This is a genomic window from Pedococcus sp. 5OH_020, from assembly GCF_027812955.1.
GTDB lineage: Bacteria > Actinomycetota > Actinomycetes > Actinomycetales > Dermatophilaceae > Pedococcus.
Map to the genome: position 1 here is coordinate 81,695 of NZ_JAPYZV010000003.1, position 14,262 is coordinate 95,956.

11 protein-coding genes are annotated in these 14,262 nt (G+C 69.7%); 9 read left to right on the top strand and 2 right to left on the bottom strand.

Features of this window, described 5'->3' with window-relative positions; all coding sequences use genetic code 11:
* Positions 1-15 precede the first annotated feature (15 nt).
* The 9 genes from PHA84_RS06035 to PHA84_RS06075 all read left to right on the top strand — a co-directional run bounded on the left by PHA84_RS06035 (position 16) and on the right by PHA84_RS06075 (position 12,170).
* Positions 16-2,484, top strand: a complete 2,469-nt coding sequence (locus tag PHA84_RS06035; protein ID WP_270887199.1) for a sodium-translocating pyrophosphatase — start codon at positions 16-18, stop codon at positions 2,482-2,484.
* 103 nt (positions 2,485-2,587) lie between these two features.
* Entirely contained in the window at positions 2,588-3,301 is a 714-nt protein-coding gene (locus PHA84_RS06040; RefSeq protein ID WP_270887200.1) for an AIM24 family protein, read from the top strand.
* Between the two features lie 8 nt (positions 3,302-3,309).
* Positions 3,310-4,815: a class I SAM-dependent methyltransferase gene (locus tag PHA84_RS06045; protein ID WP_270887201.1), complete on the top strand. Its 1,506-nt coding sequence runs from the start codon at positions 3,310-3,312 to the stop codon at positions 4,813-4,815.
* A gap of 115 nt (positions 4,816-4,930) precedes the next feature.
* Complete coding sequence (locus PHA84_RS06050) at positions 4,931-5,608, top strand: TetR/AcrR family transcriptional regulator (RefSeq protein WP_270887202.1); 678 nt, start codon at positions 4,931-4,933, stop codon at positions 5,606-5,608.
* Entirely contained in the window at positions 5,608-7,344 is a 1,737-nt protein-coding gene (locus PHA84_RS06055) for an ABC transporter ATP-binding protein (protein WP_270887203.1), read from the top strand. Before PHA84_RS06050 ends, PHA84_RS06055 begins: the two co-directional genes overlap by 1 nt.
* Positions 7,345-7,450: 106 nt before the next feature.
* Complete coding sequence (locus tag PHA84_RS06060) at positions 7,451-9,481, top strand: ABC transporter ATP-binding protein (protein WP_270887204.1); 2,031 nt, start codon at positions 7,451-7,453, stop codon at positions 9,479-9,481.
* A gap of 186 nt (positions 9,482-9,667) precedes the next feature.
* On the top strand, positions 9,668-11,428 hold the full coding sequence (locus PHA84_RS06065; RefSeq protein ID WP_270887205.1) for a sodium:solute symporter family protein: 1,761 nt from the start codon (positions 9,668-9,670) through the stop codon (positions 11,426-11,428).
* A 12-nt stretch (positions 11,429-11,440) separates the two neighbouring features.
* Complete coding sequence (locus tag PHA84_RS06070) at positions 11,441-11,773, top strand: hypothetical protein (RefSeq protein ID WP_270887206.1); 333 nt, start codon at positions 11,441-11,443, stop codon at positions 11,771-11,773.
* 193 nt (positions 11,774-11,966) lie between these two features.
* Positions 11,967-12,170 carry an antitoxin gene (locus tag PHA84_RS06075; protein ID WP_270887207.1) on the top strand — a complete coding sequence of 68 codons (204 nt, stop codon included), beginning with the start codon at positions 11,967-11,969 and terminating at the stop codon, positions 12,168-12,170.
* On the opposite strand, the gene PHA84_RS06080 is transcribed toward PHA84_RS06075, so the two are convergent.
* Positions 12,163-13,329: an MFS transporter gene (locus tag PHA84_RS06080; protein ID WP_270887208.1), complete on the bottom strand. Its 1,167-nt coding sequence runs from the start codon at positions 13,327-13,329 to the stop codon at positions 12,163-12,165. The two genes, PHA84_RS06075 and PHA84_RS06080, sit on opposite strands and share 8 nt — an antisense overlap.
* Positions 13,330-13,383: 54 nt before the next feature.
* Complete coding sequence (locus PHA84_RS06085) at positions 13,384-14,187, bottom strand: dioxygenase family protein (protein WP_270887209.1); 804 nt, start codon at positions 14,185-14,187, stop codon at positions 13,384-13,386.
* Positions 14,188-14,262 lie beyond the last annotated feature (75 nt).

Consider the following 14,262-nt stretch of genomic DNA (forward strand, 5'->3'; position numbering starts at 1 on the left):
ATCGAGGAGGATGGAATGTCGCGCCTTGCCCCCGCCGCCGCTGCTGGACTGCAGCTGGACGGCACCAATCTCACCCTGGTGATCGCGGTGGCGGTCATCGCCGTCGTCGCGCTTGCCATGGGTGTCTTCTTCCGTCGGCAGGTGCTGTCGGCCGACCCGGGCACCGAGAAGATGCAGGAGATCGGTGCAGCCGTGGAAGAGGGCGCGCAGGCGTACCTCGCCCGTCAGTTCAAGACCCTCAGCGTCTTCGTCGTGCTCGTCTTCGGCCTTCTGCTGCTGCTGCCGGCCGACACCGCCGGCGTTCGCTGGGGCCGGTCCGGCTTCTTCGTGGTGGGCGCGCTGTTCTCCGCCCTCATCGGCTACCTCGGCATGAGCCTGGCGGTCCGTGCGAACGTCCGGGTGGCCTCGGCCGCGCGCGACGGGGACCGCGACTCCGGTATGCGGATCGCCTTCCGGACCGGCGGCACGGTCGGCATGGCCACCGTCGGGCTCGGCCTGCTCGGCGCCTCGGTCGTCGTCCTGCTCTACAGGGGTGACGCGCCGAAGGTCCTCGAGGGCTTCGGCTTCGGCGCGGCCCTCCTGGCCATGTTCATGCGTGTCGGCGGCGGAATCTTCACCAAGGCGGCCGACGTGGGCGCCGACCTGGTCGGCAAGGTCGAGGCAGGCATCCCGGAGGACGACCCGCGGAATGCCGCCACCATCGCGGACAACGTGGGTGACAACGTCGGCGACTGCGCGGGGATGGCCGCCGACCTCTTCGAGTCGTATGCCGTGATGCTGGTGGCGGCGCTGATCCTCGGCTCGGCGGCGTTCGGCACCTACGGCCTGGTCTTCCCCTTGCTCGTGCCGGCCATCGGTGCGGTGACTGCTCTCGTGGGCGTGTTCATCACCCGCGTCCGCCCGGGGGAGAACGCCCTCCGCGCGATCAACCGCGGCTTCTACATCTCCGCCGCCATCGCGGCCGTGCTCTCGGGAGTGGCCGCGTTCGTGTACCTGCCGGACACGTTCAAGGCCCTCGGCTCCACGGACCAGAGCGTCGCCGTGCTGACCGGTGACCCGCGCCGCACGGCGCTCCTGGCGGTGGTCATCGGCATCGTGCTGGCCGCGATCATCCTGTGGCTGACCGGGTACTTCACCGGTACGGACAAGCGACCCACGAAGGATGTCGCGCGGACCTCCCTGACCGGCGCGGCCACCGTGGTGCTCTCCGGCATCGGTGTCGGCCTGGAGTCCGCGGTCTACACCGCCGTCATCATCGGTGGCGCGGTCTACCTCGCCTTCCTGCTCGGCGGGGGTTCCGTCGTCCTGTCGCTGTTCCTCATCGCCCTCGCAGGCTGTGGGCTGCTGACGACCGTCGGGGTCATCGTGGCGATGGACACCTTCGGCCCGGTCTCCGACAACGCCCAGGGCATCGCCGAGATGTCAGGCGACGTCGACGGTGAGGGCGCCCAGATCCTCACCGACCTCGACGCTGTCGGGAACACGACCAAGGCGATCACCAAGGGCATCGCCATCGCGACCGCCGTCCTGGCGGCCACCGCACTGTTCGGCTCGTACTCCGACGCCTGGCAGTCGGTCTACCGGCCGATCCTGCAGGGCCTCGAGCAGCAGGCGCAGTCCGGTGCGCTGAGCAACGTGCAGATCAAGGAGATCCAGCGGCAGCTCACGTCCTTCGACCTCCAGATCGTCACCCCGAGCGTCCTCGTGGGGCTGCTGCTGGGCGCGTCGGTGGTCTTCCTGTTCTCCGGCCTGGCCATCAACGCGGTGACGCGCGCGGCCGGCGCGATCGTCTTCGAGGTCCGTCGTCAGTTCCGCGACATCCCGGGGATCATGGAGGGCACCACCAAGCCGGAGTACGGCAAGGTCGTGGACATCTGCACCAAGGACTCGCTGCGTGAGCTCGCGACTCCGGGGCTTCTGGCGGCACTGACCCCCGTCGCGGTCGGCTTCGGGTTGGGGATCGGCCCGCTCGCCGGCTTCCTCGCCGGCGCGATCGGCACCGGCGCCCTCATGGCGGTCTTCCTCGCCAACTCCGGCGGCGCATGGGACAACGCGAAGAAGATCGTCGAGGACGGCCACCACGGCGGCAAGGGCAGCGACGCGCACGCTGCGACGGTCATCGGCGACACCGTGGGCGACCCCTTCAAGGACACCGCCGGTCCGGCGATCAACCCCCTGATCAAGGTGATGAACCTGGTCTCGGTGCTCATCGCGCCGGCCATCGTCACGCTCTCGATCGGCAACGACAGGAACAGCGCCGTCCGGTACGGGATCGCGGCAGCCGCCCTCGTCATCGTCATCGCGGCCGTGGCGGTCTCCAAGGCGCGTGACCTGGCCATCGGCGGTGACGAGGACGGCGAGGCTGTGCGTCGCCCCGGCCTCGAGGCGCCTGACGCCGGCCGCGTCGGGACGACTGCCGAGGATGCGCCGACGGCGGCGCAGGACCACGCTGCCACCACGGTGGACGAGCCGGCCAACCGCTAGAGGCGCTGACCTCGTCGCTTCGCGACCGCGTCACCTCCGCTCATCTCGACGACCGGCGCCATCCTCTGGTTGGCGCCGGTCGCCTCGTCCTAGGCTGTGCCGCATGCAGAGCCCCCTTTTCGAGCAGGCGAACCTCGAGGTCCAGAGCGAGCGGCGGTTCGCACTGCAGAACCCCCAGATGCTGCGCGTCCACCTCGGCGGCGACGTCCTCGCCGTCAAGGGCGCCATGGTCTCGTACCAGGGCCGCATCAGGTTCGACCACGAGAAGGCCGGAAGCGTTGGCAAGCTGTTGAAGAAGGTCGTCACCGGCGAGGACGTCTCGCTGATGCGCGTGTCGGGTGAGGGCGACGTCTTCTTCGCCTCCGAGGCGGGCTTCGTGTTCCTCATCGACCTGGCGGGGGACGCGCTGTCGGTCAACGCGCGCAACCTGCTTGCGTTCGACTCCACCATCGAGTGGGACATCAGACGCGTGCAGGGCGCCGGCATGCTCAGTGGCGGGCTGTTCAACACCACCCTGCAAGGCACCGGCACGGTCGCGATCCACACCGTGGGGCAGCCCGTCATCCTCGACTGCACGGTCCAGCCGACCTATGTCGACGTCCAGGCCTGCGTGGGCTGGTCCGCCAACCTGGTGCCACAGGTGGTCTCCAGCATGAACGTCCGGTCGATGCTGCGGGGAGGGTCCGGCGAGGCGTTCCAGTACGCGTTCCACGGCCCCGGGTTCGTCGTGGTGCAGCCGAGCGAGTGGACTCCTCCGGTCGCCCAGGGCGGTGGGGGAGGCGGCGGGTTCAACCTCGGTGGGCTCCTCGACGGCTGAGTGCCGCCGTGAGCCTCAGCCCGCCTCCTCCCAGGGTCGACCACGAGCTCCTGGGCCGCCTGCGAGCGGACCTCGAGCGGTCGGCATACACCGTCGAGAGCGTCTCGGCGCTGCTGGGCCCTCTGGCGGTCCGGGCCCTGGCCCGCGAGCAGGTGCTCCCGGCCCAGCGGGTCACCGCGCAGGCCGGCACCCCGGTCGCGACGCTGGTCCGCCTCTTCGCCCTGGGTGACGCGGTCGACGCCGAGGACGCGTCCAGCGCCCTTCCCACGCTCGGACTCGACGGAGCGACGCGCCTCGGGCTCGTGCGGGGGCAGGGCCCGGGGGTGGTGGCCAGCTGCGACCTGCGGCCGTACGGCGAGGAAGGAGCGGCCTGGTGGGTCGCCTCGGACCTGTCGGAGATCGCCACCCGGGCACCGCTGCACGAGGACCACGTGCTCGGCATCGGCGGTGCCTCGACGACCTTGGCGTCGTGGACGCCGCGACCCGAGGTGGACCGGGCCCTGGACGTGGGGACCGGCAGCGGCGTGCAGGCGCTGCACCTCGGCGCCCACGCCGCGCAGGTGACGGTCACGGACATCTCCGGACGTGCGCTGGCCTTCGCACGGTTCAACGCAGCCCTCAACGGCTGCAACTGGGACGTCAGGCAGGGCTCGATGCTCGCACCGCTCGCAGGAGAACGCTTCCAGCTGATCGTGAGCAACCCGCCCTTCGTGATCACCCCGCGAACTCCAGAGATGCCGCTGTTCGAGTATCGCGACGGTGGCGCTGCCGGAGACGCTGTCGTGGCGGACCTCGTCCGCTCGATCGGTGAGCATCTGCAGCCCGGTGGCATCGCCCAGTTCCTGGGGAACTGGGAGATCGTGGGCGGCGCGGACTGGCGCGAGCGCGTCCGCGGCTGGGTCGCCGGCACCGGGCTGGACGCCTGGGTCGTCCAGCGGGAGGTCCAGGACCCTGCGGAGTATGCCGAGACGTGGGCCCGCGACGGCGGGCACCACAGCGCCACGACCGAGTTCGCCACGATGTATGCCGCCTGGCTGGACGACTTCGCATCGCGTGGCGTGACGGCGGTCGGGTTCGGCGTCATCACTCTGCAGCGTCCCGCCGCGCCACGCGAGCCGTTCCTGGACCTGGACGAGGCGAGCGGCCCGGTGGCGGCTCCCATGGGGCCTCACATCCTGGCCGGCCTGCGGGCCCGGACGTGGCTCGCCGAGCACAGCGACGAGGACCTGCTCGGGGTGGCGTGGCGCTGTGCCGACGACGTGACAGAGGAGCGCCACGGGCGTCCCGGGCAGGAGCACCCCGCCGTGATCCTGCTGCGGCAGGGCGGTGGCCTGCGCAGGGCGGTGCGCCTGGACACCGCAGGGGCGGCCCTGGTGAGCGTGTGCGACGGGACCCTGCCGGCGGGCGTGGCCGTGGATGCCATCGCCGAGCTCCTCGAGACGGACTCCGACGTGCTCCGCGCCCAGCTCCCACCGATGCTGCGCGGGCTGGTGGCCGACGGACTGCTCGTCTGACGTCGTCGCGGCCTCGTCCGAGTGAGCGGCTGACGGGTCGCGGACCACCCTCCGCGAGTCGTCGCAGGTCAGAAACGCACTTGTGAGTGAGTGCTCACTCACCTACGCTGGACCCATGGCTCCCCGCGCCCCGGCGATGGCTCCCGACGACCGCCGGGCAGCCATCGTCGCGGTGACCATCCCGTTGTTGAGGGACAAGGGCCGTGCTGTCAGCACGCGGGAGATCGCCGAGGCGGCCGGCATCGCGGAGGGCACGATCTTCCGGGTGTTCGACGGTAAGGACCAGCTGATCCAGGCGTGCATCGGGAAGGCGTTCGACACCAGCGGCCTGCATGAGCAGCTCAGCCGGATCGACTGCCGGCTGGAGCTGCGTGCCCGGCTCGCAGCCGGCGTCCGGGTCATGCAGCAGCACCTCACCGGGATCTTCACGCTGATGACCGTGCTGAGCTCCACGGGCCAGCCCATGGGCCGACCGAGCGCCCGTGAGCACCTGCACGACCGTGAGCGCGCCACGGCCGAGATCGACGGTGACTTCGAGAGGCTGATCGGCGAGGACGCTACGCGGCTGCGCCTGCCTGCCGCCAGCGTCGTCGGATACCTGCGGATGATGACGATGTCCAGCGTGCATCCGATGCTCGCGAGCCGAGGAAGCAGCGCCGAGGAGATCGTCGACGTCATCCTGCACGGGGTACTGACTCGTCCGGGGGAAGCCATCAGCACTCGCCCCGGACAGAACACCAGCACTTGTCCGGGGCAGGACAGCGAAGCCAAGACCAGCAGGGGGAAGAAGTAGTGCTCATCCGCATCATCCGCCAGTACCTGAGGCCGTACCGCGGCCTCGTCGTCGTCCTCGTGGCGCTGCAGCTCGTGGGGACGATCGCCTCGCTGTACCTGCCGAGCCTCAACGGCAAGATCATCGACGAGGGCGTCGCGAAGGGGGACACCGGTTTCATCGTGCGCACGGGTGGGTGGATGCTCGCCGTGTCCCTCGTGCAGATCGTCGCCACCGTCGCGGCGACCTACCTCGGAGCCCGATCCGCCGCGGGGCTCGGACGCGACCTGCGTGCGGGCATCTTCGCCAAGGTGGGCGACTTCTCCGCCCAGGAGGTGTCACGTTTCGGCGCTCCCACGCTGATCTCGCGGAACACCAACGACGTGACCCAGGTCCAGACGGTCGTGTTCATGGGCGCGGCGATGATGGTCTCGGCGCCGATCATGATGGTGGGGGGCATCGTCATGGCGCTTCGTGAGGACGTCGGGCTCTCGTGGCTCGTCGCCGTCGCCGTGCCGCTCCTGGCGCTGTCGGTTGCTCTGGTGATCCGCAAGATGATCCCGAGCTTCCGGATGATGCAGGAGTCGGTCGACTGGGTGAACCGGGTGCTCAGGGAGCAGATCACCGGGATCCGCGTGGTGCGGGCCTTCGTGCGCGAGGACCACGAGCGGGCGCGGTTCGCGGACGCGAACACTCAGTACACGGCCACCGCGCTGGCAGTGGGGCGGCTGATGGCCATGATCTTCCCGATCGTGATGCTGATCTTCAACGCCTCCACCGTGGCCGTCCTGTGGTTCGGAGCCAAGCGGGTGGACAGCGGCCAGATGCAGGTGGGCGAGCTCACCGCGTTCATGAGCTACCTGATGCAGATCCTCATGTCGGTGATGATGGCGACCTTCATGTCGATGATGATCCCTCGCGCCACGGTCTCGGCCGGCCGGGTCGCCGAGGTGCTGGACACGGGAGCGACGGTGGTCGAGCCGCCCACGCCTACGCCGCTGCCCGTCACCGGCGTGACGCTCGAGCTGCGGGAGGTCGAGTTCCGCTATCCGGGCGCGGATGTCCCTGTGCTCCAGGGGGTCTCGCTGGTCGCCGAACCGGGACGGACGACCGCGGTCATCGGCAGCACGGGTGCCGGCAAGTCCACGTTGCTGTCCCTGGTGCCCCGGCTGTACGACGTCACCGGCGGCGCCGTCCTGCTCGGCGGCGTCGACGTCAGGGAGGCCGCCCTGGAGGACGTGTGGTCCAGGATCGGGCTGGTACCCCAGAAGCCATACCTGTTCACGGGCACCGTGGCGTCGAACCTGCGGTACGGCGATGCGGAGGCGACCGACGAGGAGCTGTGGGAGGCGCTGCGGATCGCGCAGGCGGACGACTTCGTCCGCGCCATGCCGGCCGGCCTGGACTCCCCGATCGCCCAAGGCGGCACGAACGTGTCCGGCGGCCAGCGGCAGCGGCTCGCCATCGCGCGTGCGCTCGTGGCCAAACCCGAGGTGTTCCTCTTCGACGACAGCTTCTCGGCCCTCGACCTGTCGACCGACGCGAGGCTTCGGTCGGCGCTGAGGCCGGTCACGCGTGACGCTGCTGTCGTCGTGGTGGCGCAGCGGGTCTCGACCATCATCGACGCCGACCACATCGTCGTCCTCGAGGACGGCACCGTCGTCGGCAGTGGGACGCACGACGAGCTGCTGGACAGCTGCGCGACGTACCGCGAGATCGTCGAGTCACAGCGTTCGGCGCAGGGGGCGGCGGCATGACTCGGCGGCACAGGCGGGACACGGGAGTCCGCACACCGGCTAACGATCGAGGCGCAGAGCGGGCGGGGGAGCGAGCAGTCGTGAGCGAGTGGGGAGGCGAGCAGTCATGAGCGAAGGTGTGAAGACGGCCGAGGAGAAGGCCGCGGAGGCCCGCCGAGGACCAGGCGCACGCGCCGGCCAGCGGCACGGACCCATGATGGGTGCCGGAGTGCCGGCCGAGAAGTCCCAGAACTTCGGGCCCTCGGCGCGGCGCCTCCTGGGCCTGCTCCGTCCCGAACGCACCTCCCTGTACGCCGTGCTCGGCCTGGCCGTCGCCAGTGTGGCGCTGAACGCGGTCGGGCCCAAGATCCTCGGTCGCGCCACGGACCTCATCTTCGCCGGCGTCGTCGGCCGACAGCTGCCCGCGACGGCTACCCGCGACGAAGTCGTCCAGGGCCTGCGCGCTCGTGGAGACGACACGTTCGCCGACATGGTCGCCCGGATGCACGACCTCGTTCCGGGGTCCGGGATCGACTTCGGCGCCGTGGGCCGAGTGCTCCTGCTGGTGCTGGCCATCTACGTGACCGCCGGCCTGCTGTCCTGGGCGATGGGGTGGATCCTCACCGGCGCCGTGAACCGGACCGTCTTCGGGCTGCGTCGCGACGTCGAGGACAAGCTCAACCGGCTTCCCCTGCCCTACTTCGACGGACAGCCGCGAGGAGAGCTCCTCAGCCGGGTCACCAACGACATCGACAACGTCGCTCAGAGCCTCCAGCAGACGCTCAGCCAGCTGCTCACGTCCCTGCTGACGGTCGTGGCGATGGTTGCCATGATGCTGTACATCTCCCCGCTCCTGGCCGTGATCGCCCTCGTGACCATCCCCGTGTCGATGCTGGTCACCACGGCGATCGGGAAGCGCTCGCAGCGGCACTTCGTCCAGCAGTGGAAGAGCACCGGGGAGCTCAACGGCATTGTGGAGGAAGCCTTCACCGGCCATCAGCTCGTCAAGGTCTTCGGTCGTCAGCACGAGGTGCGCGAGGCCTTCCGGGCCAAGAACGACGACCTCTTCGCCGCCGGCTTCGGGGCGCAGTTCATCAGCGGCATCATCATGCCGACCATGATGTTCATCGGAAACCTGAACTACGTCGTCATCGCGGTGGTCGGTGGGCTGCGGGTGGCGAGCGGCTCGATGAGCCTGGGCGACGTGCAGGCCTTCATCCAGTACTCGCGGCAGTTCACCCAGCCGCTGACGCAGGTGGCGTCGATGGCCAACCTGCTGCAGTCCGGAGTGGCCTCTGCCGAAAGGGTTTTCGAGGTCCTCGACGCCTCGGAGCAGCGTCCTGACCCCGGCTCTCCCGCCATCCTGGAGGGAACGCGCGGGCGGGTGGCCTTCGAGGACGTGTCCTTCTCGTACGACCCTTCGCACCCGCTGATCGAGCACCTCGACCTCACGGTCGAGCCGGGCCAGACCGTGGCCATCGTCGGGCCGACCGGGGCAGGGAAGACGACTCTCGTGAACCTCGTCATGAGGTTCTACGAGCTCGACGCCGGCCGTATCACCCTGGACGGCACGGATATCACGGCGCTGTCGCGTCACACCCTGCGCTCCCAGATCGGCATGGTTCTGCAGGACACGTGGCTCTTCGGCGGCACGATCAGGGACAACATCGCCTACGGCCGCCCCGGCGCCTCCGAGGAGGAGGTGCTGGCAGCGGCGCGCGCCACCTACGTGGACCGGTTCGTGCACTCGCTCCCAGGCGGCTACGACACGGTGCTCGACGCGGAGGGCGGCAACATCAGCGCCGGTGAGAAGCAGCTCATCACCATCGCTCGCGCATTCCTGGCCGACCCCGCCCTCCTCATCCTCGACGAGGCGACGAGCTCCGTCGACACACGCACCGAGCTGCTCGTGCAGCAGGCCATGTCGGCGCTGCGCCACGACCGGACGAGCTTCGTCATCGCCCACCGCCTCTCCACCATCCGTGACGCCGACGTCATCCTCGTCATGCACGACGGAAGCATCGTGGAGAAGGGTTCGCACGCCGACCTGCTGGCTCACGACGGTGCGTACGCCGAGCTGTACGCCGCGCAGTTCAGCGGGGCCGCCGTGGACGTCGACACGGGTGACTCCCCGGCGCCCGCCCTGGCCGGTCACTGACGCTGCCGGCTCACGCCTGCCACTGACCCTGCCGGGTGACACGCCGGCTGACACCTGCCACGGATCGCTGCGGAGCAGGCACTGACGGCAGCTGACCCCTCTGGGCGGGGGGCGCTCGAAGGTGCCGACCCACGGCATACGCCCTAGGTTGGGACGGTCAGCCGCCGCACTGCCCAGGAGCCGCCGATGTCTCGCCTCGCACCTCTTGTCCCGGCGGTCCAGCCCCTCATCGACGCGAACTGGCTCGACTACCTCCTCGTAGGGCTGTACTTCGCGTTCGTGCTCGGCATCGGCTTCCTGGCCCGGCGATCGGTCTCGGACTCGATCGACTTCTTCCTCTCGGGCCGGTCACTGCCTGCCTGGGTGACGGGGCTCGCGTTCATCTCGGCGAACCTGGGGGCCGTGGAGATCATGGGGATGTCGGCCAACGGCGCGGAGATCGGCCTGCCGACCGTGCACTACTTCTGGGTCGGGGCGATCCCGGCCATGCTGTTCCTCGGCGTGGTGATGATGCCCTTCTACTACGGCTCGAAGGTGCGGTCGGTCCCCGAGTTCATGTTCCGGCGGTTCGGGACCGGCGCGCACCTCGTCAACGCCATCAGCTTCGCCCTGGCGCAGCTGCTCATCGCGGGCGTCAACCTCTACCTGCTGAGCTCCATCGTCCACGCGCTGCTCGGGTGGCCGCTGTGGGTCGCCCTGCTGGTGGCGGCCGCGATCGTGCTGTCCTACATCACCCTGGGCGGGCTGTCGGCCGCGATCTACAACGAGGTCCTGCAGTTCTTCGTCATCGTCGCCTCGCTGCTGCCCCTCACTCTCATCGGGCTGCACCGCGTGGGTGGGTACGGCGGCCTGAAGGAGAAGATCACCTCGTTCGCCGGCTCCGCTCCAGGCGGCGCGAAGGTGGCCCCCGCGGGCCAACAGCTCGAGTCGTGGCCTGGCCAGGCCCTGTCGGGGTTCGGTTCGGGGTTCCTCTCCGTGGTCGGCATCGTGTTCGGCCTGGGGTTCGTGCTGTCCTTCGGGTACTGGACGACGAACTTCGTCGAGGTGCAGCGCGCGATGGCGTCCAAGTCAATCTCCGCCGCACGCAAGACACCGATCATCGGCGCCTTCCCGAAGATGTTCGTGCCCTTCATCGTCATCCTCCCCGGCATGGTCTCCGCTGTGCTCGTCAAGGAGATGGTCGACCTCAAGGGAGGCGGGCACCCGGCCGGCGGTGCGTCGGGACAGGGCGTGAAGTACAACGACGCGCTGTTGCTGCTCATGCGGGACGTGCTGCCGAACGGGTTGCTGGGGCTGGCGATCGCGGGCCTCCTCGCCGCCTTCATGGCCGGGATGGCAGCCAACATCTCCGCGTTCAACACCGTCTTCAGCTACGACCTGTGGCAGCGCTACATCCGCAAGGACCACAGCGACGACTACTACCTGCGGATCGGCCGGTTGGCGACGGTCGCGGCGACCGTCATCGCGATCTTCACGGCGTCGATCGCGAGCAGCTTCTCCAACGTCATGGACTACCTGCAGACCTTGTTCGGCTTCTTCAACGCGCCCCTGTTCGCGACGTTCATCCTGGGCATGTTCTGGAAGCGCATGACCCCGACGGCCGGATGGGTCGGGCTCGCGAGCGGCACCTTGTCCGCAGTGGCGGTCGCCTTCCTCAGCGAGGACGCGTTCGGCTCTGCCAGCCGAGGCGTCATCCCGCTCTCCGGCCAAGGGGCCAGCTTCGTGGCCGCCTCCACAGCGTTCGTCGTCGACATCGTGGTCTCGTATGCCGTGTCACTGGCGACCGCGCCGAAGCCGGCCGCCGAGCTCAAGGGTCTGGTGTACTCCGAGACTCCGCGTGAGGACCTGGTCGACCCAGAGGAGGCGGCCCTGCCCTGGTTCCAGCGCACCCTTCCCCTGGCCGGCATAGCGCTGGTCATGGTCCTCGTCCTCAACTTCGCATTCTGACGGAGGAAGCACATGTCCGACCCGACCACGAACGCCCCGGCCGACACGGCTGACTCGACCGCGTCGCAGCACACCGCCGGTGCCTTCGACATCCGCAACATCATCGGTGCGCTCCTCGGCCTGTACGGCGTCATCCTCACCCTGGCTGGACTTCTCGGCGCGCACGAGCCGGAGAAGACCGGGGGCGTCAACGCCAACCTCTGGACCGGTCTGGTCCTGGCCGCCGCAGCCGCGGTGTTCCTGGTCTGGGCTCGGCTGAAGCCGATCGTGGTACCGGCCCACGTGGAGCCCGCGCAGGAGGACGCCACCCGGCCGGGACCCCGCCGCCATCCCGGCGGCCACTGAGCACGCGACTGAGGGCGCGACCGACGACGCGACCTGAGGACGCTACTGACGAAGCGACTGAGGACGCCGATGGGCGACCGCCGGTGACCGTCGCCGTCACACGGGGCGGCTGCCGCACTCCTTCAAGATGCACCGCGACGCGGTGACAGACCGGTCCCGACATGCGGGACCCGTGCGACAGTGAGGAGCTCTGATGGGCGGTTTCGACAGCATCAAAGACAAGGTGACCGAGCTGGTGGACGGTCAGGGCCAGGCGGTCGGCGAGGGCGTCGACAAGGCCGGCGACCTCGTCGACGACAGGACGGGGGGCCAGTACGCCGACAAGGTGGACCTCGGTCAGGGGAAGGCGAAGGACGCCTTCGACGCGCTCGACGGCCAGGACGACGACATCAGCTGAATGAACCGGCACGCCGGTGAGCCGTGCGTCCCCTCACCCGCAGTCCCGCGGCGGCGGTCAGCGCGAGCAGGCCCCCGGCCACCCACATGAGTCGGGAGTCGACCTGGAACAAGGCGCCGGCCAGCGGTGCTGCCAGCACGGTGCCACCGATCGACGCGGCACCGTAGAGGCTCTGGTACCGGCCGTGCATCCCCTCAGGTGCACGGTCGGCGGCGTGCGCGGTGGCCGTCGGCTTGTAGAGCATCTCCCCGGCGGTCACCACGGCGACCGCCACTAGCACGGTGGCGGTCCGCGGTGACGGCGCGACGATCAGCCAGCCGATCCCCACCAAGGCGAAGCCGAGACCGATGAGCACCTCCGGCGAGCGCCCCCGCAGGCGGTGGGCGAGCCATGGCTCGAACAGCACGATGAGAGCACAGTTGAGCGAGATGGTGACTCCGTAGACCCACGGCGCCGCGCCGAGCGCCCGGAGCTGCCACGGGACGGCCGAGTAGGCGAAGCGGTACGCCGTGTCGGCCACGACCACGGTGAGAAGGACCCTCACGAACAGCGGGTCCCGGCGCAGGGCGTCGAGCAGGCGCTTCGGCGCCTGCGCCCCGAGCGCGACCGTCGCAGCCGCCGGCACCACTGCGAGCACGACCGCGAGCATCAGCAGGCTTGCCGCTGCGTCCATGACGAAGACCCAGCCGAAGTGGTGAGCCGCGAGGAGCCCGCCGAGTGGCGGTCCCAGGACGGTCCCGGCGTTGTTCACGGCGCGCATCCAGGCAGTTGCCTGGCGACGGTGTTGGGAGGGCATGGCGCTGGTGACCAGGGCGAAGGAGACCGGACGCCCGACGCCTTCGAGGGCGCCCATGAAGGCGAGCAGCGCGGCAAGGCCGGACGTCGGTGTGACGGGCACGAGAAGGCACCCCACTGCGGACGCGAAGGAGGCGACCGCGAGGGTACGCCGCAGCCCGAGGCGGTCACCGACGGCTCCGCCGAGGAGGTTCCCGACGACCAGTCCCAGTCCCCAGACGGCAGCCACGGCACCAGCAGCGGAGGCACTCAGCCGGCGGTCGGAGACGAGGTAGAGGGGAACGAAGACCCAGGCCATCAACCCCAGCGCGGACGCGAAGCGCCCGACCAGCAGCCAACGGACCCAGCCGGGGAGCTCCTTCACGCCCGGCATCGTCTCAGGCCAGGGCGACCGCCGCAGGCGGCCGTGGCCTCGATGTCAGGCGAACTGCCAGGAGCGCTTGCTCAGACCGAACCAGAAGCCGTCGATGACGCTCTCGTTGTCGAGGCTCCCCGACTCGTAGGCGGCGCCGAGGCTGACGTAGAGCGGGGCCCAGTGCTCGGTCCGCGGGTGCGCCTCGCGCGCGGCTGGGGCCTTGTGCATGAAGTCGAGGATGGCGTCCACGTCCTGGCGCTCCAGCGCCTCCGCCGCCCAGCTGTCGAACTCCGTGGAGGGCGTGGGCGGCTCGGCGTCCGGACCGGCGCTGGGGTCGAACCAGCGCAGGTTGTGCGTGGTGAAGCCCGAGCCGACGATGAGGGTGCCGGCGTCGCGCAGCGGTGCAAGCTTGCGGCCCAGGTCGAACAGCGCCCGCGGGTCGAGCGTGGGCATCGACATCTGCAGCACCGGGACGTCTGCCTCGGGGTACATCTCGACGAGCGGCACATAGGCACCGTGGTCCAGGCCGCGAGTCTCGTCCCGGTGCACCGGAGTGGTCGTAGAGTGCACGAGCTTGGCGACGTCGGCCGCAAGCTGCGGGGCGCCAGGCGCGGCGTAGGTCACCTCGTAGTACTTGCGCGGGAAGCCCCAGAAGTCGTAGAGGAGGGGCACGTCGCCGGAGGTGGCGCTCAGGGAGAGCGGGGCCTCCTCCCAGTGGGCGGACACCATGAGGATGTTGGCGGGCTTGCCGAAGTCCCTCGACCAGCGGGACAGCTGACGCGTCCAGACCTGGTCGTCAGCCAGCGGAGGCGCACCGTGGCTCAGGTAGAGCACGGGCTGGCGGCTAGGGGCGGTCGTCTCGCTCATATGGTGATCCTAGCAGGTTATTGAAGTTTCAACCAGGCTGTTCGCGCCCCGCCTGGGGACGGAACGTCCTCCCCC

What these genes read in the sequence shown, in the direction of transcription:
- PHA84_RS06085 (WP_270887209.1), bottom strand. Translation starts at nt 14,187, where the DNA reads ATGAGCGAGACGACCGCCCCTAGCCGCCAGCCCGTGCTCTACCTGAGC.
- PHA84_RS06070 (WP_270887206.1), top strand. Translation starts at nt 11,441, where the DNA reads ATGTCCGACCCGACCACGAACGCCCCGGCCGACACGGCTGACTCGACC.
- PHA84_RS06050 (WP_270887202.1), top strand. Translation starts at nt 4,931, where the DNA reads ATGGCTCCCCGCGCCCCGGCGATGGCTCCCGACGACCGCCGGGCAGCC.
- PHA84_RS06060 (WP_270887204.1), top strand. Translation starts at nt 7,451, where the DNA reads ATGAGCGAAGGTGTGAAGACGGCCGAGGAGAAGGCCGCGGAGGCCCGC.
- PHA84_RS06065 (WP_270887205.1), top strand. Translation starts at nt 9,668, where the DNA reads ATGTCTCGCCTCGCACCTCTTGTCCCGGCGGTCCAGCCCCTCATCGAC.
- PHA84_RS06035 (WP_270887199.1), top strand. Translation starts at nt 16, where the DNA reads ATGTCGCGCCTTGCCCCCGCCGCCGCTGCTGGACTGCAGCTGGACGGC.
- PHA84_RS06040 (WP_270887200.1), top strand. Translation starts at nt 2,588, where the DNA reads ATGCAGAGCCCCCTTTTCGAGCAGGCGAACCTCGAGGTCCAGAGCGAG.
- PHA84_RS06075 (WP_270887207.1), top strand. Translation starts at nt 11,967, where the DNA reads ATGGGCGGTTTCGACAGCATCAAAGACAAGGTGACCGAGCTGGTGGAC.